Annotated in this window: 22 protein-coding genes; 18 read left to right on the forward strand and 4 right to left on the reverse strand. The window is 65.0% G+C overall.

The genetic code is table 11. The features are described from left to right. Nucleotides 1–223 precede the first annotated feature (223 nt). Complete coding sequence (locus ACUTAF_RS06960; RefSeq protein WP_445579282.1) at nt 224–673, forward strand: Hsp20 family protein; 450 nt, start codon at nt 224–226, stop codon at nt 671–673. A gap of 50 nt (nt 674–723) precedes the next feature. Here ACUTAF_RS06960 and ACUTAF_RS06965 read toward each other — a convergent pair whose 3' ends face one another. Both ACUTAF_RS06965 and ACUTAF_RS06970 read right to left on the reverse strand, forming a co-directional pair. Further along, nucleotides 724–2865 (reverse strand): putative bifunctional diguanylate cyclase/phosphodiesterase, encoded by a 2142-nt coding sequence (locus ACUTAF_RS06965; protein WP_445579283.1) that lies wholly within the window; start codon nt 2863–2865, stop codon nt 724–726. A 105-nt stretch (nt 2866–2970) separates the two neighbouring features. After that, nucleotides 2971–3852, reverse strand: coding sequence for a LysR family transcriptional regulator (locus ACUTAF_RS06970; protein WP_445579284.1), 882 nt, complete (start codon nt 3850–3852; stop codon nt 2971–2973). Nucleotides 3853–4071: 219 nt separating this feature from the next. Between ACUTAF_RS06970 and leuC the strand changes: the two genes are divergently transcribed. From leuC to ACUTAF_RS07045, 15 genes are all read left to right on the forward strand, one after another. Beyond that, complete coding sequence (leuC, locus tag ACUTAF_RS06975) at nt 4072–5499, forward strand: 3-isopropylmalate dehydratase large subunit (protein WP_445579285.1); 1428 nt, start codon at nt 4072–4074, stop codon at nt 5497–5499. Nucleotides 5500–5510: 11 nt separating this feature from the next. Continuing rightward, nucleotides 5511–6158 (forward strand): 3-isopropylmalate dehydratase small subunit, encoded by a 648-nt coding sequence (gene leuD / locus ACUTAF_RS06980; RefSeq protein ID WP_445579286.1) that lies wholly within the window; start codon nt 5511–5513, stop codon nt 6156–6158. 100 nt (nt 6159–6258) lie between these two features. Continuing rightward, nucleotides 6259–7341, forward strand: coding sequence for a 3-isopropylmalate dehydrogenase (gene leuB, locus ACUTAF_RS06985; protein ID WP_445579287.1), 1083 nt, complete (start codon nt 6259–6261; stop codon nt 7339–7341). Nucleotides 7342–7396: 55 nt separating this feature from the next. Further along, nucleotides 7397–8509, forward strand: coding sequence for an aspartate-semialdehyde dehydrogenase (gene asd, locus ACUTAF_RS06990; protein WP_445579288.1), 1113 nt, complete (start codon nt 7397–7399; stop codon nt 8507–8509). A gap of 155 nt (nt 8510–8664) precedes the next feature. After that, entirely contained in the window at nt 8665–9675 is a 1011-nt protein-coding gene (locus ACUTAF_RS06995) for an aspartate-semialdehyde dehydrogenase (RefSeq protein ID WP_445579289.1), read from the forward strand. Nucleotides 9676–9830: 155 nt separating this feature from the next. Next, the gene (locus ACUTAF_RS07000) at nt 9831–12611 is read left to right on the forward strand and encodes a FimV/HubP family polar landmark protein (protein WP_445579290.1); all 2781 of its coding nucleotides are present in this window, start codon (nt 9831–9833) and stop codon (nt 12609–12611) included. 7 nt (nt 12612–12618) lie between these two features. Further along, nucleotides 12619–13482 carry a tRNA pseudouridine(38-40) synthase TruA gene (truA, locus tag ACUTAF_RS07005; protein WP_445579291.1) on the forward strand — a complete coding sequence of 288 codons (864 nt, stop codon included), beginning with the start codon at nt 12619–12621 and terminating at the stop codon, nt 13480–13482. Between the two features lie 42 nt (nt 13483–13524). Continuing rightward, nucleotides 13525–14160, forward strand: coding sequence for a phosphoribosylanthranilate isomerase (locus ACUTAF_RS07010; protein WP_445579292.1), 636 nt, complete (start codon nt 13525–13527; stop codon nt 14158–14160). 119 nt (nt 14161–14279) lie between these two features. Continuing rightward, a complete protein-coding gene (gene accD, locus ACUTAF_RS07015) occupies nt 14280–15164 on the forward strand; it encodes an acetyl-CoA carboxylase, carboxyltransferase subunit beta (protein ID WP_445579293.1) in 885 nt (294 codons plus the stop codon). Further along, entirely contained in the window at nt 15161–16438 is a 1278-nt protein-coding gene (folC, locus tag ACUTAF_RS07020; RefSeq protein ID WP_445579294.1) for a bifunctional tetrahydrofolate synthase/dihydrofolate synthase, read from the forward strand. The genes accD and folC overlap by 4 nt, the downstream gene beginning before the upstream one ends. A gap of 15 nt (nt 16439–16453) precedes the next feature. Beyond that, the gene (locus ACUTAF_RS07025; RefSeq protein WP_445579295.1) at nt 16454–17077 is read left to right on the forward strand and encodes an SPOR domain-containing protein; all 624 of its coding nucleotides are present in this window, start codon (nt 16454–16456) and stop codon (nt 17075–17077) included. 82 nt (nt 17078–17159) lie between these two features. Beyond that, complete coding sequence (locus ACUTAF_RS07030; RefSeq protein WP_445579296.1) at nt 17160–17672, forward strand: CvpA family protein; 513 nt, start codon at nt 17160–17162, stop codon at nt 17670–17672. A gap of 88 nt (nt 17673–17760) precedes the next feature. Beyond that, nucleotides 17761–19269: an amidophosphoribosyltransferase gene (gene purF, locus ACUTAF_RS07035; protein ID WP_445579297.1), complete on the forward strand. Its 1509-nt coding sequence runs from the start codon at nt 17761–17763 to the stop codon at nt 19267–19269. A 108-nt stretch (nt 19270–19377) separates the two neighbouring features. Then, a complete protein-coding gene (locus ACUTAF_RS07040; RefSeq protein ID WP_445579298.1) occupies nt 19378–20589 on the forward strand; it encodes an O-succinylhomoserine sulfhydrylase in 1212 nt (403 codons plus the stop codon). Between the two features lie 2 nt (nt 20590–20591). Then, nucleotides 20592–21368 carry an SDR family oxidoreductase gene (locus tag ACUTAF_RS07045; protein WP_445579299.1) on the forward strand — a complete coding sequence of 259 codons (777 nt, stop codon included), beginning with the start codon at nt 20592–20594 and terminating at the stop codon, nt 21366–21368. Between the two features lie 106 nt (nt 21369–21474). Here the strand turns inward: ACUTAF_RS07045 and ACUTAF_RS07050 are convergent, their stop codons facing one another. Beyond that, nucleotides 21475–23139, reverse strand: a complete 1665-nt coding sequence (locus ACUTAF_RS07050; protein ID WP_445579300.1) for an electron transfer flavoprotein-ubiquinone oxidoreductase — start codon at nt 23137–23139, stop codon at nt 21475–21477. Between the two features lie 323 nt (nt 23140–23462). Here ACUTAF_RS07050 and ACUTAF_RS07055 point away from each other — a divergent pair, with 323 nt between their 5' ends. Next, on the forward strand, nt 23463–24212 hold the full coding sequence (locus tag ACUTAF_RS07055; protein ID WP_012018936.1) for an electron transfer flavoprotein subunit beta/FixA family protein: 750 nt from the start codon (nt 23463–23465) through the stop codon (nt 24210–24212). Next, entirely contained in the window at nt 24213–25142 is a 930-nt protein-coding gene (locus ACUTAF_RS07060; protein ID WP_445579301.1) for an electron transfer flavoprotein subunit alpha/FixB family protein, read from the forward strand. Between the two features lie 130 nt (nt 25143–25272). Here ACUTAF_RS07060 and ACUTAF_RS07065 read toward each other — a convergent pair whose 3' ends face one another. Continuing rightward, nucleotides 25273–26202 carry an alpha/beta fold hydrolase gene (locus tag ACUTAF_RS07065; RefSeq protein ID WP_445579302.1) on the reverse strand — a complete coding sequence of 310 codons (930 nt, stop codon included), beginning with the start codon at nt 26200–26202 and terminating at the stop codon, nt 25273–25275. Nucleotides 26203–26297 lie beyond the last annotated feature (95 nt).

Genomic DNA, 26297 nt, shown 5'->3' on the forward strand with positions numbered 1-26297 from the left:
CTCGGGGCGAAGCCTTCGTCCAATGCCGGTTGTGGTGGGATGGCCGCTATTCGCCGCGGGGCGTGGCTCCCACAGACTATAGGGAAGGGCTTGCCCCTGCGAGCTGTAAACGAATTTTTCAGGCTCTTGAAAATTGCGCCGGCGACCTCAGTTAAGGGCTTGCGGGATGCCGAAGTCGGGTTCCGCAACGTGATCCCTTGCTGAGTCATTCAGGAGAATTGTCATGAGTAACGTACTGTCCCTGGCTCCTCTGTTCCGCCAGTCCATCGGTTTCGACCGCTTCAACGATCTTTTCGAGTCCGCCCTGCGCAGCAACGACGGCGGCAGCTCCTATCCGCCCTATAACGTCGAGAAGCATGGCGAGGACCACTACCGCATCGTGGTCGCGGCGGCCGGTTTCCAGGACGAGGATCTCGAGCTGCAGGTCGAGCGTGGCGTATTGACCGTCAGCGGCGGCAAGCGCGAGCGCGGCGCCGAGCAGGTCAGCTACCTGTATCAGGGCATCGCCCAGCGCGCCTTCAAGCTGTCGTTCCGCCTGGCCGACCATATCGAGGTCAAGGGCGCCAACCTGGTCAACGGTCTGCTCAATATCGATCTGGAGCGCATCGTGCCGGAAGAGGCCAAGCCCAAGCGCATTCCCATTGGTAGCCAGCGGCCTGCGCTGGAAAGCTGAGGCGACGGAGGCCTGATGAGGAGGGCGCCCCTGGAGGCGCCCTCTGCATTTCAGCGCAGCAGGGCGCAGAAGGCGTCGTGCGGCAACGGTTTGCTGAACAGATAGCCCTGATACAGGTGACAGCCCTGCGCTCGCAGGAAGTCCAGCTGTTCCTGCAACTCGACGCCCTCGGCGATCAGCGTCAGGCCCAGGCTGCGCGCCATGGCGACGATGGCGCGGATGATCTCGGCGTCGTTGGGGTCGGTGGTGGCGTCGCGGACGAACGACTGGTCGATCTTCAGCATGTCCACCGGCAGGCGCTTGAGGTAGGTGAGCGAGCTATAGCCGGTGCCGAAGTCGTCCATGGCGAAGCTGACGCCCAGCCTCTTCAGGCGCAGCATCTTGCCGATGGTGTCGTCGACATTCTGGATGACGATGCCTTCGGTGATCTCCAGCTTGAGCATGGCATTGGGTAGTCGGCTGGCGCGCAGGCAGCCGGCCACGCGCTCGACGAAGTCGTGCTGGCTGAACTGCCTGGGGCTGATGTTGACGCACAGGCTGAAACGCTCGGCATCGACCAGGCCGTCGGCGAGCAGGCGGGCGCAGAGATGGCAGGCTTCGGCCAGCACCCAGCCACCGACCTCGACTATCAGCCCGCTTTCCTCCAGCACCTGGATGAACTGCGCCGGCGATTGCGCGCCGTGCTGGGGGTGCTGCCAGCGCAGCAGGGCCTCGGCGCCGATCACCTGGCCGTCGCGGGCATCGATCTGAGGTTGGAAATAGAGCTCGAACTCGCCGCGGGCCAGCGCCAGGCGCAGCTCGTTTTCCAGGCGTAGGCGGGCGCTGGCGGCCTCCTGCATGGTGCTTCGAAACAACTGGATGGCATTGCGTCCGGAATCCTTGGCGCGGTAGAGGGCGATGTCGGCGCGCTTGAGCAGATCGGCCGGGGTATCGCCGTGATCGGGGATCAGGGCGATACCGATGCTTGGCGTGACCTGAAGGTGGTGGCCATCCAGCAGCATCGGCTCGGCCAGCAGCCGGCGCAGCTTTTCGGCCACCTGGCGCACCTGGCGGGTCACTTCCGAGCGCCTGCCTTCCAGGCCGCAGAGCAGCACCACGAACTCGTCGCCGCCCAGCCGCGCCACGGTGTCTTCCTGGCGTACGCTGGCCTCCAGGCGCGCGGTGACCAGGCGCAGTACGGCATCGCCGACGGGATGGCCGAGCGAGTCGTTGATGTGCTTGAAATGGTCGAGGTCGATGAACATAAGTGCGCTACGCAGGTCGTGGCGCTTGAGCAGGGCGACCTGCTGGGTCAGGCGATTGATCAGCAGGGCGCGATTGGGCAGGTTGGTCAGGGCGTCGTGATAGGCAAGGTGCTGCACCTGTGCCTGCGCCAGCTTCAGCTCGCTGATGTCGCGGGCGGTGAGCAGCAGGCAGGCTGTGCCGTTGAGGTCCAGCGGCTGCACCGATACCTCCACCAGGCGGACCTCTCCGTCGCGGTGCTGGCCATGCATCTCCATGTGCAGCACCTGACCGTTCTCGGCCAGGTGCTCGAGCATCTGCGTGCGTTCCTCGGGGAAGGCCCAGATATTCATTTCGAACGCGGTGCGGCCGATCACTTCGGCCGGGGTGTAGCCGGTGAGCCGGGTAAAGCCCTCGTTGACCTCGATGTAACGGGCGCTGTCGCGCTCGGTGATGGTGATGGCGTCCGGGCTGGAGTGGAAGGCCTTGGCGAACTTCTCCTCGGAGGTACGCAGGGCTTCGGCGCGGGCCTGTTGCGTGGTGATGTCACGGATCACGCCGAACATGCGCCGCCGGCCGTCCGCCTCGTGCTGCAGGCTGCCGCTGATCTCCAGCCAGTGCAGGCTGCCATCCGGCCAGCGGATGCGGTGGCGCAGGGCGCGGCCTTCGTTGTCGCCGGCGAGAATGGCATTGAACTGTTGCAGCACCGCGCCGCGCTCTTCTTCGGGGATCAGCTCGATGTACTCGATGCTGCAGCTCAGTGGGAGCTCGGGGTCGAGACCGAACAGCGCCTGGGCGCCGCGCGACCAGCTGACCTGGCCGCTGTCGATATCCCAGTACCAGGCGCCCAGGCGTGCGCCGTTCAGCGCTGCCAGCAGCCGCGGCGCGTCATGCCAGGCCTGCTCGAACTCGGCGGGATCCTTCGCCGGGATATGCGGCAGAGGCGGCTTGTGGTCAGTGGGTCTGGCCATGTCCGGGGCTTCCTCTGCGGGGGACGATGCGCGCGGGAACAGGAAATGCTGTCATGCACGACCTTTGCGGTTGCTGTATCACCACGTTAGACGCTGGCTGGGCGGCTATGCAAGATCGTCGCGCTGGGCGTCGAGCAGGGCCATGAAGGCCCGCGCGGCATTCGACAGCGTACGCTCGGTATGCAGGATGTAGCCGAGCTGGCGTGACAGCTGGATGCCCGGCAGCGGCAGACGCGCCACCTGGTCGTCGAGCATGGTGCGCGGCAGCACGCTCCAGGCCAGGCCGATGGACACCATCATCTTGATGGTTTCCAGGTAGTTGGTACTCATGCCGATGTTCGGCGTCAGGCCCTGGGCCTCGAACAGGCGTTGCACGATATGGTGGGTGAAGGTATTGCCGCCGGGAAATACCGCTGGATGCCGCGCCACGTCGGCCAGGCTGATGGCCCCGCTGCGCGCCAGCGGATGTTCCGGTGCGGCGACGAAGTCCAGCGGGTCGTCCCACACCGCTACCGCTCGAATCGGCTCGCGGGTTTCCGGGGCCAGGGTGATCACCGCCAGTTCCGCACGGCCATGCAGTACCTCCTCATAGGCCACTTCCGAGTCGAGGAACTGGATATCCAGCGCCACCTGCGGATGAGCGCGGGTAAAGGAGCGCAACAAGGGCGGCAGACGATGCAGGCCAATATGGTGACTGGTAGCCAGGGTCAGGCGGCCGCTGACCTCGCCGGACAGGTTGGTCAGGGCGCGGCGGGTGTCGTCCAGCACGTTGAGGATCTGATAGGCCCGCGGCAGCAGTGCGCGCCCGGCCTCGGTCAGGCCGATCTCGCGGCCGAGGCGGTCGAACAGGCGTACGCCAAGCTGCTGTTCCAGGCCGGCGATGCGCTTGCTCACGGCCGGCTGAGTCAGATGCAGGCGTTCGCCGGCCTCCGAGAAACTGCCGGTTTCGGCGATGGCGAGAAAGGCGTTGAGGTTGGCCAGATCCATAGACGAGCTCCGAGCGGCAAGATCCAAGCTGCAAGTCAGGCCGCAGTGCTTCTGCGTGCGGCTTGGCGGGTGATGCTTGCAGATCGAGGAATTCCTTTGTGGAATCCTCGGGATAAAAAATATGAATTTGAGTTATTCGTTTCGCGATCATAGCATTTCACCCCATAAGCCGCAGGGCCATTCGCCCGGGCATAGAAAGACGCTGATGAGGGATAGCTAATGGCCGGCAAAACGCTCTACGACAAGCTCTGGGAAATGCACGAGGTCAAGCGCCGTGACGATGGTTCCTCGCTGATCTACATCGACCGCCATATCCTCCACGAGGTGACCTCGCCGCAGGCCTTCGAGGGCCTGCGCCTGGCCGGGCGCAAGCCGTGGCGCATCGACGCCAACATCGCCACCCCGGATCACAACGTGCCGACCACCAAGGCCGAGCGCCAGGGTGGCCTCGAAGCCATCGCCGACGAAGTGTCGCGCATCCAGGTGCAGACCCTGGACGAGAACTGCGACGATTTCGGCATCCTCGAGTTCAAGATGAACGACGTGCGCCAGGGCATCGTCCACGTGGTCGGCCCGGAGCAGGGCGCCACCCTGCCGGGCATGACCGTGGTCTGCGGCGACTCGCACACCTCCACCCACGGCGCCTTCGGCGCGCTGGCCCACGGTATCGGCACCTCGGAAGTCGAGCACGTGCTCGCCACCCAGTGCCTGGTGGCCAAGAAGATGAAGAACATGCAGGTGCGCGTCGAAGGCAAGCTGCCGTTCGGCGTCACCGCCAAGGACATCGTCCTGGCCGTGATCGGCAAGATCGGCACCGCCGGCGGCAACGGCCACGCCCTGGAATTCGCCGGCAGCGCGATCCGCGAGCTGTCGCTGGAAGGGCGCATGACCATCTGCAACATGTCCATCGAGGCCGGTGCCCGTGTCGGCCTGGTGGCGGTGGACGAGAAGACCATCGCCTACGTAAAGGATCGCCCGTTCGCGCCCAAGGGCAGCGACTGGGACAAGGCCGTGGCGCAGTGGCAGAACCTGGTGTCCGACGCCGACGCGGTATTCGATACCGTGGTCGAGTTGCGCGCGGAAGACATCAAGCCGCAGGTCAGCTGGGGCACCTCGCCGGAAATGGTCCTCGCCGTCGACCAGAACGTGCCGGACCCGGCCGTTGAAGCCGACCCGGTGAAGAAGGACTCGATCACCCGCGCGCTGAAATATATGGGCCTGACCGCCAATCAGGCGATCACCGATATCCAGCTGGATCGCGTATTCATCGGCTCCTGCACCAACTCGCGCATCGAGGACCTGCGCGCCGCCGCCGAGGTGGCCAAGGGCCGCAAGGTCGCCGCGACCGTCAAGCAGGCGCTGGTGGTACCGGGCTCCGGGCTGGTCAAGGCGCAGGCCGAGCAGGAAGGTCTCGATAAGATCTTTATCGAAGCCGGTTTCGAGTGGCGCGAGCCGGGTTGCTCCATGTGCCTGGCGATGAACCCGGACAAGCTGGGCAGCGGCGAGCACTGCGCCTCCACCTCCAACCGCAACTTCGAGGGCCGCCAGGGCGCCGGTGGCCGTACCCACCTGGTCAGCCCGGCCATGGCCGCGGCAGCGGCCGTCACTGGCCATTTCATCGACGTGCGCGAACTGATCCAGGCCTGAGGAGTAGAAAGATGAAAGCCTTTACCCAACACACCGGCCTGGTCTGCCCGCTCGATCGCGCCAACGTCGACACCGACCAGATCATTCCCAAGCAATTCCTGAAATCGATCAAGCGCACCGGCTTCGGCCCTAACCTGTTCGACGAGTGGCGCTACCTGGATATCGGCCAGCCGAACCAGGACTGTTCCCAGCGTCCGATCAACCCGGATTTCGTGCTCAATTTTCCGCGCTACCAGGGCGCCAGCGTGCTGCTGGCCCGCGAGAACTTCGGCTGCGGCTCCTCGCGCGAGCACGCCCCATGGGCGCTGGACGAGTACGGTTTCCGCACGGTGATCGCACCGAGCTTCGCCGACATCTTCTTCAACAACAGCTTCAAGAACGGCCTGCTGCCGATCATCCTCAAGGACGAAGAGGTCGATGCACTATTCGAGCAGGCCGAGGCCACCGAGGGTTATCAACTGACGGTCGACCTCGAAGCGCAGACCGTGACCCGCCCCGATGGCGTGCAGTACGCCTTCGAGGTCGATGCCTTCCGCAAGCATTGCCTGCTCAACGGTCTGGACGACATCGGCCTGACCCTGCAGGATCAGGAGGCGATCAGGGCCTTCGAGGCCAAACATCAGCAGAGCAGCCCCTGGCTGTTCGGCGCGATCAAGTAATACATGAAGGTAGGGTGGATGGCGCTTTAGCCATCCACCGTGCTGGGTTTCGGTGGATGAAAACAGCATCATCCACCCTACGGATAGATTGAGGAATGCAATGAGCAAGCAGATTCTGGTTCTCCCTGGCGACGGTATCGGCCCGGAAATCATGGCCGAGGCGGTCAAGGTGCTCGCCCTTGCCAACGACAAGTACGCCCTGGGCTTCGAACTGAGCTTCGACGATCTCGGTGGCGCCGCCATCGACCGTTACGGCGTGCCGCTGGCCGACGAAACCCTGGCGCGTGCCAAGGCTGCCGATGCCATTTTGCTCGGCGCTGTAGGCGGGCCGAAGTGGGACACCATCGACCCGGCCATTCGTCCAGAGCGCGGCCTGCTGAAGATACGCTCGCAGCTGGGCCTGTTCGGCAACCTGCGCCCGGCCATCCTCTACCCGCAACTGGCTGATGCTTCCAGCCTCAAGCCGGAAATCGTTGCCGGCCTGGATATCCTCATCGTCCGCGAGCTGACCGGCGGCATCTACTTCGGCCAACCGCGCGAGAGCAAGGTGCTGGAAAACGGCGAGCGCATGGCCTACGACACCCTGCCGTACAGCGAGAGCGAAATCCGCCGCATCGCCAAGGTCGGCTTCGACATGGCCATGGTGCGGGGCAAGAAGCTGTGTTCGGTCGACAAAGCCAACGTGCTGGCCTCCAGCCAGCTGTGGCGCGCGGTGGTCGAGGAAGTGGCCAAGGACTACCCGGGCGTCGAGCTGAGCCACATGTACGTCGACAACGCTGCCATGCAGCTGGTGCGCGCGCCCAAGCAGTTCGACGTGATGGTCACCGACAACATGTTTGGTGACATTTTGTCCGACGAGGCCTCCATGCTTACCGGTTCCATCGGCATGCTGCCGTCGGCATCCCTGGATGCCAACAACAAGGGCATGTACGAGCCGTGCCACGGCTCCGCGCCGGACATCGCCGGCAAGGGCATCGCCAACCCGCTGGCCACCATCCTATCGGTGTCGATGATGCTGCGTTACAGCTTCGCGCAGGTGGCCGCCGCCGACGCCATCGAGAAAGCGGTGAGCCTGGTGCTGGATCAGGGCCTGCGTACCGGCGACATCTGGTCGGAAGGCAAGACCAAGGTCGGTACCGCCGCCATGGGTGACGCGGTGGTAGAAGCGCTGCGTAGTCTGTAATCTTCCAGTCCCGCCGGGGTGGTTCCGGCGGGCTGCTTATATAGGTGTAGTCGTTATGAAACGTGTAGGTCTGATCGGTTGGCGTGGCATGGTCGGTTCCGTGCTCATGCAGCGCATGCTGGAAGAGCGGGACTTCGACCTGATCGAGCCGGTGTTCTTCACCACTTCCAATGTCGGCGGCCAGGGCCCGGCCATTGGCAAGGACATTGCCCCGCTGAAGGACGCCTACAGCATCGACGACCTGAAAGGGCTGGACGTGATCCTGACCTGCCAGGGCGGCGACTACACCAACGAGGTCTTCCCCAAGTTGCGCGAAGCCGGCTGGCAGGGCTACTGGATCGATGCCGCCTCGTCGCTGCGCATGGACGACAGTGCGGTGATCGTGCTCGACCCGGTCAACCGCAAGGTGATCGATCAGGCGTTGGACGCCGGCAGCAAGAACTACATCGGGGGCAACTGCACCGTCAGCCTGATGCTGATGGCCCTGGGCGGTCTGTATGAAGCCGGTCTGGTCGAGTGGATGAGCGCCATGACCTACCAGGCCGCGAGCGGGGCGGGCGCGCAAAACATGCGTGAGCTGATCAAGCAGATGGGCGCGATCAACGCCTCCGTCGCCGATGAGCTGGCCGACCCGGCCAGCGCCATCCTCGACATCGACCGCAAGGTGGCCGAGGCCATGCGCGGCGATGCCTTCCCGGTCGACAACTTCGGCGTGCCGCTGGCCGGCAGCCTGATCCCCTATATCGACAAGGAATTGCCCAACGGCCAGAGTCGCGAGGAGTGGAAGGCCCAGGCCGAGACCAACAAGATCCTCGGTCGCTTCAAGAGCCCGATCCCGGTCGACGGCATCTGCGTGCGCATCGGCGCCATGCGTTGCCACAGCCAGGCGCTGACCATCAAGCTGAACAAGGATGTGCCGATGGGCGACATCGAGGGCCTGATCAGCCAGCACAACCCCTGGGTCAAGCTGGTGCCGAACCATCGTGAAGACGCCATCCGCGAGCTGGGCCCGACTGCTGTGACTGGCACCCTGAGCGTACCGGTCGGTCGTCTGCGCAAGCTCAACATGGGCTCGCAGTACCTCGGCGCCTTCACCGTCGGCGACCAACTGCTGTGGGGCGCGGCCGAGCCGCTGCGGCGCATGCTGCGCATCCTGCTGGAGCGCTAAGCGCACGGCCTTGGCGCCCGGATTCAAACGGAGCCCCTCTGTTTTCGGCAGAGGGGCTTTGTTTTTAGTGGGCGGATGCAACCCGCTGGCTGCCGATTGCCTGTGCGAGAGGGGGCGGTTACAGTGCCGCTCCCTCCGCGTCACAGGTCCAGCCCATGAGCCAGTCCATCAACATCGCCCTGGTCGGCGCCACCGGAAGCGTCGGTGAGGCGCTGGTCGAGTTGCTCGAAGAGTGCGAATTTCCGGTCCAGGACCTGCACTTGCTCGCCAGCAGCGAATCCGTGGGTCAGAGTTTGCCCTTTCGCGGGCGCCAGCTGCGGGTCCGCTCGCTCGACAGCTTCGATTTCGCCCAGGTGCAGCTGGCTTTCTTCGCCGCTGGCAGCGAAGTGACACGTGCCTGCTACGAGCGAGTAGCAGCCGCCGGCTGTTCGCTCATCGATCTGAGCTCGGCCCTGCCGTTGCAGCTGGCGCCTTGCGTGCTGCCCGAACTGGGCCGGCAAGGCTTGCCCGCATTGAGCTCGCCTTTCCTGGTCAGCGCGCCGACGCCGTCCGCGGTGGCCAGTGCGTTGGTGCTGAGCGCGTTGCGCCCGGTGCTGGAGCCGCGGCAGGTGCAACTGACCGCCATGCTGGCGGTCTCCACGCTCGGTCGCAGCGGCGTACAGGAGCTGGCGCGGCAGACCGCCGAGCTGCTCAACGCCCGTCCGCTGGAGCCCAAGGGGATGGATCGACAGATCGCCTTCAACCTGCTGGCGCAGGTCGGGGTGGTCGACGAGTGCGGCCATGCCGAGCTGGAGACCCGCCTGGCTGCCGAGTTGCAGCAGCTGCTCGGGCTGCCGGATCTGCCAGTGTCGGCGACCTGCGCGCTGGCGCCGGTATTCTTCGGCGACAGTCTGGCGCTCGCCGTGCAGGCTGCTGCGGCGGTGGACGTTCCGGCCGTGCTGCGTGCCTTGAAGGTCGCTCCAGGCATCGAGTTGGTAGAGGCGGGCGACTATCCGACAGCGGTGGGCGATGCGGTCGGCCAGGATCTGGTTTATGTGGGGCGTGTGCGCGCCGGCGTCAGCGATCCGCGGTTGCTCAATTTGTGGATTGCGTCTGATAACGTGAGAAAAGGCGCCGCTCTGAATGCTGTGCAAATAGCGGAGTTATTGATAAAACACTATCTGTAAAAGATACTTACCTAGAAATTTGAAGAATCTTTCTAGCTTGGCAATACTGGCTGAATTGATTGCTGAATGGGGAGCCGCTCTTGCAGTGGAAACAGGCAGCAGTTATCGAGACCCTCTCGCATGCCGAGAAAAAAGATAAAACAAGGGATAACGCTATGGTTCGGGTTCGCAAACTAGTGCTGGCAATCGCAGCGGCTTCGGCCCTGTCTTCCGGTATGGCGCATGCGCTGGGGTTGGGTGAGATCACCCTGCAATCCGCGCTGAATCAGCCGCTGGTAGCGGAAATCGAACTGCTGGAGGTGCGCGACCTGGCCTCCAATGAAGTCGTGCCCAGCCTCGCGTCACCCGAAGAGTTCGTCAAGGCGGGTGTCGATCGTCAGTACTTTCTCAGTGATCTGAAGTTCACGCCCGTGCTCAAGCCCAATGGCAAGAGTGTGATTCGCGTCACTTCGAACAAGACGGTACGCGAACCTTATCTGAACTTCCTGGTGGAAGTGCTCTGGCCGAATGGCCGACTGCTGCGCGAATACACCCTGTTGCTCGATCCTCCGCTGTATTCCCCGCAAACGGCCGCTGCGGCGGCGCCGCAAGTGCCGGCCGCCGCTCCTGCGCCTCGCGTCGCTGCGCCCTCCGTCGCTGCACCGGCGCCGGCACCGCGTCCGGCCGCTCCCGCGCCCGCTGCGCGAGCCATCTCCGCTAATGAATACAAAACCACCGCCAACGATACGCTGTGGGAGATCGCCCGGCGCGTCGGTGGTGGTTCGGTCAATCAGACCATGCTGGCCATCCAGGACCTCAATCCGGATGCCTTCATCGGCGGCAACATCAATCGCATGAAAGCAGGGCAGGTACTGCGCCTACCCGATGAACAGCAGATTCGCAGTCGCAGCAATGCCGAGGCCGTGGCCCAGGTCGCCGAACAGAACGCCGCCTGGCGCGAAGGGCGCGCCGTCGCCGCCCGCCAGGTGGATGCTACCCGGCGTACTGCTGCCGGCGCCGCGCCCGCGACTGCGGAGGCTGGTGATAGCCTGAAGCTGGTAGCCGCCGAAGCTGGCAAGGCCACCACTGGCAGCGATCGTGGTTCGAGCGACAGCAAGGCGCTTGCCGACAAGCTGGCCGTGACCCAGGAAAGTCTCGACTCGACCCGTCGTGAAAATGCCGAGCTGCAGAGTCGTGTCGGCGACCTGCAGAGTCAGTTGGACAAGCTCCAGCGTCTGGTCGAACTCAAGGACAGTCAGTTGGCCAAGTTGCAGGCCGACCTGGCCGCCGCCGAGACAGCTTCTCCCGCACCGAGCGACGAGGGCGAGCCAGCTCAGCCGGCCGCGGACCCCGCTCCGGCAGAAGCAGCGGTGTCTCCTCCGGTATCGCCGCCGGGAGAGTCGGGCCCGGATTACAACTACAGCGAAGAGCCGGCAGCGCCTGTCGAAGACAGCGCCGCCGCAGCCCCCGAGCAGCCGGCCGAAGAGCCGGCTGCTGTCGTTGCGCCTCCAGCTCCAGCCAAGCCTGAGGCGGCCAAGCCCGTGGCTCCTGCACCAACACCAACACCAGCACCGGAGCCGCAGGGCTTTGTCGACGATCTGCTGGCTAACCCGATGACGCTGGGGCTCGCCGGCGGCGGCGCGCTGCTGCTGCTGTTGCTCGGCCTGATGGCGCTGTCGCGACGCAACGCGATGAAAGAGGCCGAGTTGCAGGACGAACTGGCGCAGGACGATGCCTTCGCCGCCGACCTGGAAATGCAGGAAGACCCGCTTGCCGGTCTCGATGCCGAGGCTCCGCAGGCCGCACCGGTTGCCGTCGGCGAGGAGCGGGTCGCCGCTCAGACTGCCGATGCCCTGGGTGAAGCCGACATCTATATCGCCTACGGTCGTTTCAATCAGGCCGCCGAACTCCTGCAGAACGCCATCAACGAGGAGCCGCAGCGCAGCGACCTGCGCCTGAAGCTGATGGAGGTCTATGCCGAGCTGGGCGACCGCGAGGGCTTCGCTCGCCAGGACAACGAACTGCGCGAAATCGGCGGCGCCAGCAACGAGGCCGAGCAGTTGAAGGCCAAGTACCCGGCCATGGCCGCTTTCGCTGGTGCCGGTGCGCTGGGGGCGGCGGTTGTGGCGGACGATCTGGCTGATTTCAGTCTCGACGACCTCAGCCTGGACGAGCCGAGCCGCGAGACGCCCTCTGGCGCAGGCGGTGATCTGGATGACGCCTTCGACCTGAGCCTGGACGAATTGGAGGCCGATCTGGAGCGCGACATGCAGGCCGTGCCGAGCGATACCGCGACCCCGTCGCTGGACGATGATCTGGACTTCGGTCTGGTCGACCAGCCCGCCCCCGTGGCCGCCGACGACGACCTGGATTTCGACCTGGCCCTGGATGAGGGCAAGTCTGAGCCGGTAGGCGATCTGTCCGACTTCAGCCTGGATTTGGACGAGCCCGCTCCGGCAGCTGGTGCCGACGCCGACGATTTTCTCCTCAGTCTCGAGGAAGACGAAGCACCGGCAGCTGCCGAGTCGGCGGACGAGCTGGCCGATCTGAGCCTGGATATGCCGGAGGAGGTGTCGGCGGGCGATTTCGATCTGCCGGCCGATTTCGATCTTTCCCTCGACGAGGAGCCGCGGGCTCAGGTGGACGTCGAGCCCGACAGCTTCGCTGCGCAACTGGATGAGGTGAGCGCAGAGCTGGAGCAACTGAGCAGCAGCTTCGAGCAGCCCGCCGAACAACCGCAGCAGCCGGCCGACAGTCTGGCAAGCGACCTGGATGGCGACGACGACTTCGACTTCCTCTCCGGTACCGACGAAACCGCGACCAAGCTGGATCTGGCACGCGCCTATATCGACATGGGCGATACCGAAGGTGCGCGCGACATTCTCGACGAAGTGGTCGCCGAGGGCAGCGAAGCCCAGCAGCAGGAAGCTCGCGAGATGATTGCCAAGCTGGTTTGATCGATCTATGTCCGACGTAGTACCTGTCGCGGCCGCCGAAATGGCGGCCGCTGGCTTTTCCAGAATCGCCCTCGGCCTCGAATACAAGGGCGCGCGCTATCGCGGCTTTCAGCGTCAGGGCGGCAAGGTCGCCTCGATCCAGGGTTGTCTGGAGAGCGCGCTGTCCAAGGTGGCCGGCGGCGAGCGGGTAAGCATCCTGTGCGCCGGGCGCACCGATGCCTCGGTGCACGCCAGTGGCCAGGTGGTGCACTTCGACACCGCTGTCGAGCGCCCGCTGCACGCCTGGATCATGGGCGCCAACATGAATCTGCCCAAGGACATCAGCGTGACCTGGGCAAAGGTCATGCCGGCGCACTTTCATGCGCGTTTTTCGGCCATGGCGCGGCGCTATCGCTATGTGATCTACAACGACCCGATCCGTCCGGCTCATATGGCCGAGGAGGTGACTTGGAATCACCGCCCGCTGGATGTGGCGCAGATGCGTGAGGCGGCTCTGGCGCTGGTCGGTACCCACGATTTCAGCGCGTTTCGCGCCAGCCAGTGTCAGGCCAAGTCGCCGATCAAGACCGTGCATCACCTAGCGGTGGTCGAGCATGGTCGTTTCATCGTGTTGGATATCCGCGCCAACGCCTTTCTGCATCATATGGTGCGCAATATCGCTGGCGTGCTGATGGCCATCGGTGCCGGCGAGCGTCCGGTGCAGTGGGCGCGTGAGGTGCTGGAACGTGGCGAGCGGCGCAGCGGTGGCGTGACCGCGCATCCCTATGGCCTGTACCTAGTGCAGGTGGAATATCCGGACGAGTTTCAGTTGCCGCAACGTTATCTCGGGCCGCACTTTCTCTCGGCTCTGCCGGATGTGCGTGCAGGCTAGGCCTTTGCTACCATCCAGCGCTTTGCAGCAGGGAGTACGCCCGTGTCAGTCGTGCGCAGCAAGATCTGTGGTATCACCCGCGTCGAAGACGCGCTGGCCGCCGTAGCGGCCGGAGCCGACGCCATCGGCCTGGTGTTCTACGCTAAGAGCCCGCGTGCGGTCGGTGTCGAGCAGGCGGCTGCGATCCTGCAGGCGTTGCCAGCGTTCGTCACCAGCGTCGGCCTGTTCGTCGACATGCCGCGCGCCGAGCTGCAGCAGCTGTTGCAGCGCCTGCCGCTGGATCTGCTGCAGTTTCATGGCGACGAGTCGCCGACGGATTGCGAAGGGTATGGTCGTCCCTACATCAAGGCCCTGCGCGTGCGCCCCGGCGAGGACGTGGCGGCGGCGATGGCGCCCTATGCCGGTGCGCGCGGCATCCTGCTGGACACCTTCGTCGAGGGTGTGCCCGGCGGTACCGGCGCCACCTTCGACTGGTCGCTGGTACCGCCCCAGGCCGCCAAGCCGATCATCCTGGCCGGCGGCCTGGAGGCGGGCAACGTAGCTGCGGCGATCCGTCAGGTACGCCCCTATGCGGTGGACGTCAGCGGCGGCGTCGAGGCGAGCAAAGGCATAAAGGATGCAGGCAAGATTCGCGCATTCGTGCGAGCGGTGCGCGACGCCGGATGTGACGACGCCTGAGGCGCAGCCGTCCATTAGCCTGTCACGCCGCTCGATGTGCGGTGGAAACGAATTGCTGGAGGTGGGTCGCCTCGGAATGAGCGGCTCGCCCGAACCAACGGTTATGGAGAAATGACAGCATGAGCAACTGGTTGGTAGACAAACTCATCCCCTCGATCATGCGTTCCGAGGCGAAGAAGAGCTCGGTGCCCGAGGGCCTGTGGCACAAGTGCCCGTCCTGCGATGCCGTACTCTACCGCCCGGAGTTGGAGAAGACCCTCGACGTCTGCCCCAAGTGCAACCATCACATGCGCATCGGCGCCCGCGCGCGCCTGGATCTGTTCCTCGATGCCGAAGGCCGTGAGGAGATCGCTGCCGAGCTGGAGCCAGTCGATCGCCTGAAGTTCCGCGACAGCAAGAAGTACAAGGATCGTCTGGCTGGAGCGCAGAAGCAGACCGGCGAGAAGGATGCGCTGATCGCAATGCGCGGCACCCTCGAAGGCATGCCGATTTCCGTTTGTGCCTTCGAGTTTTCCTTCATGGGTGGCTCCATGGGCGCCATCGTCGGCGAGCGTTTCGTTCAGGCCGCCAACGTGGCTCTGGAGCAGCGCTGCCCGCTGGTGTGCTTCTCGGCCTCCGGTGGCGCGCGCATGCAGGAGGCGCTGATCTCGCTGATGCAGATGGCCAAGACCTCGGCCGCCCTGGCGCGTCTGCGCGAAGAGGGCCTGCCGTTCATCTCCGTGTTGACCGACCCGGTCTACGGTGGCGTCTCCGCCAGCCTGGCCATGCTCGGCGACGTGATCGTCGCCGAGCCCAAGGCGCTGATCGGCTTCGCCGGCCCGCGCGTGATCGAGCAGACCGTGCGCGAGAAACTGCCGGAGGGCTTCCAGCGCAGCGAGTTCCTGCTGGAACACGGCGCCATCGACATGATCATCCCGCGTGCCGAGCTGCGTCCGCGTCTGGCGCGCCTGCTCGCGCAGCTGATGAATCGCCCTTCTCCGGTTTCCCTGCCGGCCACTGCATGACCGAGCGCAGCCTGGGCGACTGGCTCGCCTACCTCGAGCAGCTGCACCCCTCGGCCATTGACATGGGCTTGGAGCGCTCGCGCGAGGTGGCGCAGCGTCTCGGCCTGGGTAAGCCGGCGCCGCTGGTGATCACCGTCACCGGCACCAACGGCAAGGGCTCCACCTGTGCCTTTGTCGCCGGCCTGCTGCGCGCGCAGGGGCGCAGGGTCGGCGTCTACAGCTCGCCGCACCTGCTGCGCTACAACGAGCGGGTGGTCATCGATGGTTGCGAGGCCAGCGACGCCGAGCTGTGCCAGGCCTTCGCCGCGGTCGAGGCGGCGCGCGGCGAGATATCCCTGACCTATTTCGAGATGGGCACCCTGGCGGCCTTCTGGCTGTTCGAGCGCGCGGCGCTGGACGCCGTGGTGCTGGAAGTGGGGCTGGGCGGGCGGCTGGATGCGGTGAATCTGGTCGACGCCGACCTGGCGCTGATCACCAGCATCGGCCTGGATCATGCCGACTGGCTGGGCGATACGCGCGAGTCGGTGGCTTTCGAGAAGGCCGGTATCCTGCGCGCCGGCAAGCCCGCGTTGTGCGGTGATCTCGACCCGCCGCAGCCGCTGCTCGATCAGGTGGCGCGGCTGGATGCGCCGCTGTTTCTGCGCGGTCGCGATTACGACCTGAGTATCGGCGCGCAGGCCTGGTCCTGGTACGGCCTCGATGCGCGTGGGCAGGTGCTGCGCCTGGAGCAGCTGCCGCTGCTCGACTTGCCGATGGAAAACGCCGCCCTGGCGCTGCAGGCCTACGCTTTGCTGGAGCTGCCCTGGGATGCCGCGCAGATCGCCCAGGCGCTGCTGGCGACACGGGTTGCCGGGCGTCTGGACCGGCGCACGCTGGATTGGCGAGGCAAGTCACTCACACTGTTGCTCGATGTTGGGCATAATCCCCATGCCGCCGAGTACCTGGCGCAGCGTCTGCAAGCCCGGCCGTCGACTGGGCGCCGTTGGGCGGTGTTTGGCCTGTTGGCCGACAAGGACCTGCCCGGGGTGGTGGCGCCGCTGCTCGATCAGGTTGCCGGCTGGGCCGTGGCGCCACTGGCGACGCCGCGTTCGCGCCCGGCCGCCGAGCTGGCCGCGCAATTGCAGGGCCAGGGGGCGGCGGTGACGCTGCACGCGGACGTGCGCGCCGCGCTGGAGGCCCAGTGCGAGCAGGCGGCGTCCGGCGACGAGATTCTGCTGTTCGGATCGTTTTTCTGCGTGGCCGAGGCCCTGGATTGGCTGGCCCGCCCAGCTTGAAAGGGGAGTAGGGGGATGGCATTGCTGGACAAGGGGCTCAAGCAGCGCATGGTCGGCGCGCTGGTGCTGGTGGCGCTGGCGGTGATCTTCCTGCCGATGTTGCTGTCGCGCGAGGACGAGATGCGCCGGGTAGTGGTGGACGCGCCGGCGATGCCGCAGATGCCGGCGGTGCCGGAGGTGGTCACGCAGCAGGCCGACGTGCTCGAGCCGGAGGCCTTGCCGCGGGAGCCGATACCGCTCGAGGACGAGTCGCCGCAACCGGTCGAGACGCCCGTGCAGCCCGAGATTCAGCCCGCGGCGCCAACGCCTGCGCCTACGCCGAGCAAGCCCGAGGTGGCCAAGCCGGAGACGCTCGTCAAGGCGCCGGCCAAGCCCGTCAGTCGCCTGGACGCCAATAGCCTGCCGGTCAGCTGGTCGGTGCAGCTGGCCAGTCTGTCCAGTCGCGGCGGTGCGGAAAACCTGCAGAAGACCCTGCGCAGCCAGGGCTACAACGCCTATATCCGCACCTTCGACGGCATGAATCGAGTGTTCATCGGGCCGTTGATCGAGCGCGCCGAGGCCGAGCGCCTGCGCGACCAGCTCAACCGTCAGCACAAGCTCAGCGGTTTCGTCGTGCGTTTCCAGCCCGAGGCGGGCTGAGAGTCGGACTTTGCAATGCCCGGTTACCCGATGCGCCGGGCTCTGCTAAAATGCTTCGCCTTTTCCGCTGGTAGGCCGCATCGTGGTATTCACCTGGGTCGATTGGGCGATCATCGCCGTCATCGCCGTCTCGAGTTTGATCAGCCTCAAGCGTGGCTTCGTCAAGGAAGCCTTGTCGCTGCTGACCTGGATCATCGCAGGCATCGTCGCCTGGATGTTCGGTGGTGCGCTGGCCCAGCATCTCGTCGAGTTTATCGAAACCCCGTCCGCGCGGGTGATCGCCGCTTGTGCCATTCTGTTCGTCGCCACCTTGTTGGTCGGCGCCCTGGTCAATTTCCTCATCGGCGAGCTGATCCGCGTGACCGGGTTGTCCGGCACCGACCGTTTCCTCGGCATGGTGTTCGGCGCCGCCCGCGGCGGTCTGTTGGTGGTGCTGCTGGTGGGGCTGATCAGCCTGGCGCCGGTGGAGCAGGACGCGTGGTGGCAGCAGTCGCAACTGGTGCCGCATTTTCTGATGGTCGCCGACTGGTCGAAGAACCTCATTCTGGGGTGGTCCGGTCAGTGGTTTTTTGGTGGGATCGGCTCACCCAGCTGATCCGCCTTATAAAGAGCGACCGCCATGGCCCAAACCGCCATGGCAGTCGCGCAAGTTAGCCTGAACTATCTAGCAGGGGTCGTGGCACATGTGTGGCATCGTCGGTATCGTCGGCAAGTCGAACGTCAATCAGGCGCTGTATGACGCGCTCACCGTCCTTCAGCATCGCGGCCAGGACGCTGCCGGCATCGTTACCAGCCATGATGGCCGGCTGTTCCTGCGCAAGGACAACGGCCTGGTGCGCGACGTGTTCCAGCAGCGCCACATGCAGCGCCTGGTCGGTCACATGGGTATCGGCCATGTGCGTTACCCCACCGCCGGCAGCTCCAGTTCGGCCGAGGCGCAGCCGTTCTACGTCAACTCGCCCTACGGCATCACCCTGGCGCACAACGGCAACCTGACCAATGTCGAACGCCTGGCCAAGGAGATCTACGAATCCGACCTGCGCCACGTCAACACCAACTCCGACTCGGAAGTGCTGCTCAACGTGTTCGCGCACGAGCTGGCCCAGCGCGGCAAGCTGCAGCCGACCGAGGAGGACGTGTTCGCCGCGGTCAGCCACGTGCACGAGCGCTGCCTGGGCGGCTACGCGGTGGTGGCGATGATCACCGGCTACGGCATCGTCGGTTTCCGCGACCCCAACGGCATTCGCCCGATTGTCTTCGGCCAGCGTCACACCGACGAGGGCGTGGAGTACATGATCGCTTCCGAGAGCGTGTCGCTGGACGTGCTCGGTTTCACCCTGATCCGCGACCTGGCGCCGGGCGAGGCGGTGTACATCACCGAGGAGGGCAAGCTGTTCACCCGTCAGTGTGCGCAGAACCCCAAGTACGCGCCGTGCATCTTCGAGCACGTCTACCTGGCGCGTCCGGACTCGATCATGGACGGCATCTCGGTGTACAAGGCGCGTCTGCGCATGGGCGAGAAGCTGGCCGACAAGATCCTGCGCGAGCGCCCGGAGCACGACATCGACGTGGTCATCCCGATTCCCGACACCAGCCGTACCGCTGCGCTGGAGCTGGCCAACCACCTGGGCGTTAAGTTCCGCGAAGGCTTCGTCAAGAACCGCTACATCGGTCGCACCTTCATCATGCCCGGCCAGGCGGCGCGCAAGAAGTCCGTGCGGCAGAAGCTCAACGCCATCGAGCTAGAGTTCCGCGGCAAGAACGTGATGCTGGTCGACGACTCCATCGTGCGCGGCACCACCTGCAAGCAGATCATCCAGATGGCCCGCGAGGCCGGCGCGAAGAAGGTCTACTTCTGCTCGGCGGCGCCGGCGGTGCGTTATCCGAACGTGTATGGCATCGATATGCCCAGCGCCCACGAGCTGATCGCCCACGGCCGCAGCACCGATGAAGTCTGCGAGCTGATCGGTGCCGATTGGCTGGTGTACCAGGACCTGTCGGACCTGATCGAAGCGGTCAGTGGCAGCAAGAAGATCAAGATCGACAACTTCGACTGCGCAGTATTCGACGGCAAGTACGTCACCGGCGATGTCGACGAGGCCTACCTGAACAAGATCGAGCAGGCGCGCAACGACGCCAGCAAGGCCAAGTCGCAGGCGGTCAGTGCGATCATCGATCTGTACAACAATTGATTCGGGCGGGCAGGGCCGGTCCCTGCCTGTCTCGATGGCGCGCCCGGCGCGTCCGACGAAACCGGTAGCACGGATGTAAGCCGCGCTCATTCTTCTTGAGGTAGCGATATGACACTGGAATGGGAAGCCGGCAGGCTCGACAGCGATCTCGACGGCGTGGGCTTCGACACTCTGGCGGTGCGCGCCGGCCAGCGCCGCTCGCCCGAGGGCGAGCACGGCGAGGCGCTGTTTCTCACCTCCAGCTACGTGTTCCGTACCGCCGCCGACGCCGCCGCGCGCTTCGCCGGCGAGGTGCCGGGCAACGTCTACTCGCGCTACACCAACCCCACCGTGCGCGCCTTCGAGGAGCGCATCGCCGCCCTGGAGGGCGCCGAGCAGGCGGTGGCCACCGCTTCCGGCATGTCGGCGATCCTCGCCATCGTCATGAGCCTGTGCAGCGGCGGTGACCATGTGCTGGTGTCGCGCAGCGTGTTCGGCTCCACCATCAGCCTGTTCGAGAAGTACCTCAAGCGCTTCGGTGTCGAGGTCGATTACGTGCCGCTGGCCGATCTGGAGGCCTGGCAGGGCGCTTTCAAGCCCAACACCAGGCTGCTGTTCGTCGAGTCGCCGTCCAACCCGCTGGCCGAGCTGGTGGATATCGCTGCGCTGGCCGAGATTGCCCATGCCCGCGGCGCGCTGCTGGCGGTGGACAACTGCTTCTGCACCCCGGCGCTGCAGCAGCCGCTGGCGTTGGGCGCCGATATCGTCATGCACTCGGCCACCAAGTACATCGACGGCCAGGGCCGCGGCCTGGGCGGCGTGGTGGCAGGGCGAGGCGAGCAGATGAAGGAAATCGTGGGCTTTCTGCGCACCGCCGGCCCGACCTTGAGCCCGTTCAATGCCTGGCTGTTCCTCAAGGGCCTGGAAACCCTGAGCATCCGCATGCGCGCGCAGAGCGACAGCGCCCTGCATCTGGCACTGTGGCTGGAGCAGCAACCGCAGGTCGAGCGCGTTTACTACGCCGGTCTGCCCAGCCATCCGCAGCACGAGCTGGCTAAGAAGCAGCAGAGCGCCTTCGGTGCGGTGGTCAGCTTCGAGGTCAAGGGCGGGCGTGATGCCGCCTGGAAGCTGATCGATGCCACCCGCGTCATTTCCATCACCACCAACCTCGGCGACACCAAGACCACCATCGCCCATCCGGCCACCACCTCGCATGGCCGCCTGACGCCGCAGGAGCGCGCCAATGCCGGCATTCGAGACAGCCTGATCCGCGTCGCCGTGGGCCTGGAAGACCTGGCCGACCTCAAGGCGGACCTGGCGCGCGGCCTGGCCGCGCTCTGAGCATGCTCGAGTGGGGCAGCGGCGCCGCGCCGAATAACGGCCGGGTCGCCCTGGTCACCGGCGCGGCCCGCGGTATCGGTCTGGGCATCGTCGCCTGGCTGATCACCGAGGGCTGGCAGGTGGTGCTGGCCGACATCGATCGCGAGCGTGGCTCGAAGGTGGCGCGCGCGCTGGGCGACAACGCCTGGTTCGTCGCCATGGACGTAGCCAAGGAGGATCAGGTGAGCGTCGGCGTCGCCGAGGTGCTTGGCCAGTTCGGCCGCCTCGATGCGCTGGTATGCAACGCGGCCATCGCCGATCCGCACAACCCGCCGCTGGAGGCGCTAGACCTCAAACGCTGGAATCGCATGCTGGCGGTCAATCTAACCGGCGCCATGCTCCTGGCCAAGCATTGCGCGCCTTACCTGCGCGGTCATCGTGGGGCCATCGTCAATATCGCTTCGACCCGTGCCAGTCAGTCCGAGGCCAACTGCGAGGCCTATGCGGCGAGCAAGGGCGGCCTGGTGGCGCTGTCTCATGCGTTGGCGATCAGCCTGGGGCCGGAGGTGCGGGTCAATTGCGTCAGCCCCGGCTGGATCGACTCGCGTGATCCGTCGCAGCAACGACGCGAGCCGCTGTCGGTCTTCGATCATGCGCAGCATCCGGTCGGTCGTGTCGGTACGGTGGAGGATGTCGCCGCCCAGGTTGCCTGGCTGCTGTCCGAGGCCGCCGGTTTCGTCACCGGTCAGGAGTTCGTCATCGATGGCGGCATGAGCCGCAAGATGATCTATCAGGATTGAGTGCAGTAGGGCGGGTGCAGCCCGCCGGCAGGTCGCGGTGGGTTATACAGTGCGGCAGCAGAAACGAAAAAGGCTCCCGAAGGAGCCTTTTTCTTGAGCGGCCGAATTACATGTTGGGGTAATTCGGGCCGCCGGTGCCTTCCGGGGCGACCCAGGTGATGTTCTGGGCCGGATCCTTGATGTCGCAGGTCTTGCAGTGCACGCAGTTCTGCGCATTGATCTGGAACTTCTTCTCGCCGTCTTCCTGGGTCACCACTTCGTATACGCCGGCCGGGCAGTAGCGCTGCGCCGGTTCGTCGTACAGCGGCAGGTTCTTCGCCAGCGGGATGTTCGGGTCGGTGAGCTTGAGGTGGCAGGGCTGCTCTTCTTCGTGGTTGGTGTTGGAGAGGAACACCGAGGAGAGCTTGTCGAAACTCAGCTTGCCGTCCGGTTTCGGATAGGCGATCTTCGCGCACTCGGCGGCCGGCTTCAGGCAAGCGTAGTCCGGCTTGTTGTCGTGCAGGGTGAAGGGTGCCTTGCCGCCGAAGACGTTCTGATCCAGCCAGTTGATGCCGCCGCCGACGATGGCGCCGTACTTGTGAATGGCGGCGCCAAAGTTGCGGCTGCGGAACAGCTCGTCGTACAGCCAGCTGGCCTTGAAGCCATCGACGTAATTGGTCAGCTCGTCGCCGCCTTCGCGGCCGGCAGCCAGGGCCTCGGCGATGGCGTCGGCCGCCAGCATGCCGGACTTCATCGCCGTGTGGCTGCCCTTGATCTTGGCGAAGTTCAGGGTGCCGAGGTCACAGCCGATCAGTGCGCCACCGGGGAAGACCATCTTCGGCAGCGAATTCAGGCCGCCCTTGCAGATGGCGCGGGCGCCGTAGGCCACGCGCTTGCCGCCTTCGAGGTACTGCTTGACCACCGGGTGATGCTTGTAGCGCTGGAACTCGTCGAACGGTGACAGGTGCGGGTTGGCGTAGGACAGGTCGATGATCAGGCCGACCACTACCTGGTTGTTCTCCAGGTGATAGAGGAAGGAGCCGCCGGTGTTCTCGGTGCCCATGATGTCCATCGGCCAGCCAGCGGTATGCACCACCAGGCCCTGCTCGTGTTTGGCCGGATCGATGTCCCAGATTTCCTTGATGCCGATGCCGTAGTGCTGGGCGTCGGCTTCGCTGTCGAGCTTGTACTGCTTGATCAGCTGCTTGCCGATATGGCCGCGGCAGCCTTCGGCGAACAGGGTGTACTTGGCGCGCAGCTCCATGCCGGGCGTGTAGTAGCCTTCCTTGGGGTTGCCTTCGCGGTCGACGCCCAGGTCGCCGGTGACGATGCCGCGCACCACGCCGTTGTCGTCGATCAGCGCTTCCTGAGCGGCGAAGCCCGGGTAGATCTCGACGCCCAGGTTCTCGGCCTGCTGCGCCAGCCAGCGACACAGGTTGCCCAGGGAAATGATGTAGTTGCCTTCGTTGTGCATGGTTTTCGGCACAAAGAAGTCGGGAATTCGGGTAGCCTTGTCGGCGTCGCGCAGCAGATAGATGTCATCGCGCTTGACCGGAGTGTTGAGCGGGGCGCCCAGCTCCTTCCAGTCGGGGAACAGTTCGTTCAGTGCGCGCGGCTCGAAGACCGCACCGGAGAGGATGTGAGCGCCGACTTCGGAGCCTTTCTCGACCACGCAAACGCTGATCTCCTGGCCCGCTTCGGCGGCTTTCTGCTTCAGGCGGCAGGCGGCGGACAGACCAGACGGGCCGGCGCCGACGATGACGACGTCGAACTCCATAAATTCGCGTTCCACAGGCTATCTCCTACTCAAGGCTCTTCGGTGTTGTATGTTGGAGGGCGCGGCTCGTCTCCCTGAGCGCTGCGGCGCATTATATCTACACCCTCTCAGCGGGCCAATACAAACGTTTGTTTGAATTTTCTGTAGGCCTGTTAGAATCCTACTACATCGCGGATGACCGGCCAGTTCGCTGTATTGACCGAGTCAGGCCGCGGGGTCAAGATACGGGCGGTTTTGCGCTCGCCGTCTGGGCTGAAGGTCGGTTCCGGCCGATTTTGCATCACCGGCCAGGCTCGCCTTGGCGACATTCTTATTCACCGGAGAGTAACGAGGAATCCATGAAGGTTCTTGTAGCTGTCAAACGAGTGGTTGACTACAACGTCAAGGTTCGCGTCAAGGCGGACAACAGCGGCGTCGACCTCGCCAACGTCAAGATGTCCATGAACCCCTTCTGCGAGATCGCCGTGGAAGAAGCCGTGCGCCTGAAGGAGAAGGGCGTGGCGAGCGAGATCGTCGTCGTCTCCATCGGCCCGGCCACCGCTCAGGAGCAGCTGCGTACCGCGCTGGCTCTGGGCGCCGACCGCGCCATCCTGGTCGAGTCCAACGACGAGCTGAACTCCCTGGCCGTGGCCAAGCTGCTCAAGGCCGTGGTCGACAAGGAGCAGCCGCAGCTGGTGATCATGGGCAAGCAGGCCATCGACAGCGACAACAACCAGACCGGCCAGATGCTCGGCGCGCTGACCGGTTTCGGTCAGGGCACCTTCGCCTCCAAGGTCGAGGTGGCTGGCGACAAGGTCAACGTCACCCGTGAGATCGATGGCGGCCTGCAGACCGTCGCGCTGAACCTGCCGGCTATCGTCACCACCGACCTGCGCCTGAACGAGCCGCGCTATGCGTCGCTGCCGAACATCATGAAGGCCAAGAAGAAGCCGCTGGAAACCGTTACCCCGGACGCCCTGGGCGTTTCCACCGCCTCCACCGTCAAGACCCTGAAAGTCGAAGCGCCGGCTGCTCGCAGCGCCGGCATCAAGGTCAAGTCCGTGGCTGAACTGGTCGAGAAACTGAAGAACGAGGCGAAGGTAATCTAAATGACTATCCTGGTTATCGCTGAACACACCAATGCCGCCCTGGCTGCCGCGACCCTGAACACCGTTGCCGCTGCCGCGAAGATCGGTGGCGACATCCACGTACTGGTTGCCGGTAGTGCCTGTGGCGCTGCTGCCGAAGCTGCTGCCAAGATCGCTGGCGTAGCCAAGGTGCTGGTGGCCGACAACGCCGCCTATGCCAACCAGCTGCCGGAAAACGTCGCACCGCTGGTAGCCGAGCTGGGCAAAGGCTACAGCCACATCCTGGCTGCCGCCACCAGCAACGGCAAGAACATCCTGCCGCGCGTCGCCGCTGCCCTGGACGTCGACCAGATCTCCGAGATCATCGCCGTTGAAAGCGCCGACACCTTCAAGCGTCCGATCTACGCTGGCAACGCCATTGCCACCGTGCAGTCCTCGGCTGCCGTCAAGGTGATCACCGTGCGTAGCACTGGTTTCGATGCCGTCGCCGCCGAAGGCGGCAGCGCTGCCGTTGAAGCGGTGTCCGGCCCGGCCGATGCCGGCAAGTCCGCCTTCGTTGGCGAAGAACTGGCCAAGTCCGACCGTCCGGAACTGACCGCTGCCAAGATCGTCGTATCCGGCGGCCGTGGCATGGGCAATGGCGACAACTTCAAACACCTGTACGCCCTGGCCGACAAGCTGGGCGCCGCCGTCGGTGCCTCGCGCGCCGCGGTCGATGCCGGCTTCGTGCCGAACGACATGCAGGTCGGCCAGACCGGCAAGATCGTCGCGCCGCAGCTGTACATCGCCGTCGGTATCTCCGGCGCGATCCAGCACCTGGCTGGCATGAAGGACTCCAAGGTGATCGTTGCGATCAACAAGGACGAAGAGGCGCCGATCTTCCAGGTTGCCGACTACGGCCTGGTCGCCGACCTGTTCGAAGCCGTACCGGAGCTGGAAAAGCTGGTCTAAGCCGCTTTCTCCGCTGTGAAGAAACCCGCTCCCAGGAGCGGGTTTTTTATTGGCTATCCGCATCTCCGAGGGTCGTCAGGCTTCGCTGGCTGCGCCGCGTGTTCGGCCATGGCTTTGCTCGGGCGATGCATCAGGGCGTCAGACCTTCGAGAAAGCGCCGGTAGAGCAGGGCGCTTTGCTGCGGGCGTTCGAGCATCGGCGCGTGGCCGACTCCGGGCATTACCACCACGCTAGGCTGGCGCAGCAGCGGGCGCATCACCTCGATGCTGGATACATGCAGCACGCGATCCTGCTCGCCCCACAGCAGCAGAGTCGGCGTCTGGATCTTCGCCAGTTCCGGCTCCAGCGGGATATAGCGTTCGACCAGCTGCCGGAATACCCGCTCGTAATGCTCGCGGTTGGCCATCGAGCGCTCGGCCAGGTGGCGCTTGAGCGATTCGGGCAGGTAGGGCGGTTCGGCGAAGACGAACTGCAGCAGGCGCTGGAAGTCTTCCGGCTGCCTGACCACCAGCGGGTTGGGCGCGCCGCGTTCGAGCAGGGCGAATAGCTCGCTCTGTATCGGTGCCTCGACGCCGGCGTTGTTGAACAACGCCAGCGAGCGAACCCGTTGCGGGTAGCGCGCGGCATACAGGGCGGCGATATGTCCGCCCATGGAGTTGCCCAGCAGATGGGCGCGTTCGATGCCCAGTGTCTCGAGGATGGTCGCCAGGCGTTCGGCCTGGGTGCCGACGTCGTAGCTGCCGACGGGGCGGTCGCTATCACCGAAGCCGGGCAGATCGAGGGCGATCACCCGATAGCGGTCCGTGAGGTGGCGGGAAAAGCGCAGCCAGTTATCCTTGTCGGCGGCGAAGCCGTGGATCAGCACCAGGGTTTCGCCCTTGGCCGGCCCTCCCAGGTAGTAATGGATGTTAAGATCGCCGGCACGCAGCTGTTCGTGGCTCAGTCCGGCGCGCTGCTGTTCGATCAGGCGCAGGCCGGCCAGCTGGGTCGCTGGGAAGAAGTAGAGCGTCGTGGTGGCAGCGACGAGCAGCAGCAACAGGCCGAACAGCAGTTTTTTCATGGCGCGTCCTTATCGCGAATTATTATGGCGGCGCCTTTAAGCTAGCATGAACACGGACGGTTTCCGGGGCTTTCCCGCCATCCTTAGTCGATCAC

The organism is Pseudomonas sp. SP16.1 (assembly GCF_052682975.1).

Excerpts from the sequence above, each read along its gene's own strand:
- ACUTAF_RS07045 (WP_445579299.1), top strand. The coding sequence starts at position 20,592 with ATGCTCGAGTGGGGCAGCGGCGCCGCGCCGAATAACGGCCGGGTCGCC.
- ACUTAF_RS06970 (WP_445579284.1), bottom strand. The coding sequence starts at position 3,852 with ATGGATCTGGCCAACCTCAACGCCTTTCTCGCCATCGCCGAAACCGGC.
- asd (WP_445579288.1), top strand. The coding sequence starts at position 7,397 with ATGAAACGTGTAGGTCTGATCGGTTGGCGTGGCATGGTCGGTTCCGTG.
- ACUTAF_RS06960 (WP_445579282.1), top strand. The coding sequence starts at position 224 with ATGAGTAACGTACTGTCCCTGGCTCCTCTGTTCCGCCAGTCCATCGGT.
- folC (WP_445579294.1), top strand. The coding sequence starts at position 15,161 with ATGACCGAGCGCAGCCTGGGCGACTGGCTCGCCTACCTCGAGCAGCTG.
- purF (WP_445579297.1), top strand. The coding sequence starts at position 17,761 with ATGTGTGGCATCGTCGGTATCGTCGGCAAGTCGAACGTCAATCAGGCG.
- ACUTAF_RS07040 (WP_445579298.1), top strand. The coding sequence starts at position 19,378 with ATGACACTGGAATGGGAAGCCGGCAGGCTCGACAGCGATCTCGACGGC.
- truA (WP_445579291.1), top strand. The coding sequence starts at position 12,619 with ATGTCCGACGTAGTACCTGTCGCGGCCGCCGAAATGGCGGCCGCTGGC.
- leuC (WP_445579285.1), top strand. The coding sequence starts at position 4,072 with ATGGCCGGCAAAACGCTCTACGACAAGCTCTGGGAAATGCACGAGGTC.
- ACUTAF_RS06965 (WP_445579283.1), bottom strand. The coding sequence starts at position 2,865 with ATGGCCAGACCCACTGACCACAAGCCGCCTCTGCCGCATATCCCGGCG.
- ACUTAF_RS07060 (WP_445579301.1), top strand. The coding sequence starts at position 24,213 with ATGACTATCCTGGTTATCGCTGAACACACCAATGCCGCCCTGGCTGCC.
- ACUTAF_RS06995 (WP_445579289.1), top strand. The coding sequence starts at position 8,665 with ATGAGCCAGTCCATCAACATCGCCCTGGTCGGCGCCACCGGAAGCGTC.
- accD (WP_445579293.1), top strand. The coding sequence starts at position 14,280 with ATGAGCAACTGGTTGGTAGACAAACTCATCCCCTCGATCATGCGTTCC.
- ACUTAF_RS07025 (WP_445579295.1), top strand. The coding sequence starts at position 16,454 with ATGGCATTGCTGGACAAGGGGCTCAAGCAGCGCATGGTCGGCGCGCTG.
- ACUTAF_RS07055 (WP_012018936.1), top strand. The coding sequence starts at position 23,463 with ATGAAGGTTCTTGTAGCTGTCAAACGAGTGGTTGACTACAACGTCAAG.
- ACUTAF_RS07065 (WP_445579302.1), bottom strand. The coding sequence starts at position 26,202 with ATGAAAAAACTGCTGTTCGGCCTGTTGCTGCTGCTCGTCGCTGCCACC.
- leuB (WP_445579287.1), top strand. The coding sequence starts at position 6,259 with ATGAGCAAGCAGATTCTGGTTCTCCCTGGCGACGGTATCGGCCCGGAA.
- leuD (WP_445579286.1), top strand. The coding sequence starts at position 5,511 with ATGAAAGCCTTTACCCAACACACCGGCCTGGTCTGCCCGCTCGATCGC.
- ACUTAF_RS07000 (WP_445579290.1), top strand. The coding sequence starts at position 9,831 with ATGGTTCGGGTTCGCAAACTAGTGCTGGCAATCGCAGCGGCTTCGGCC.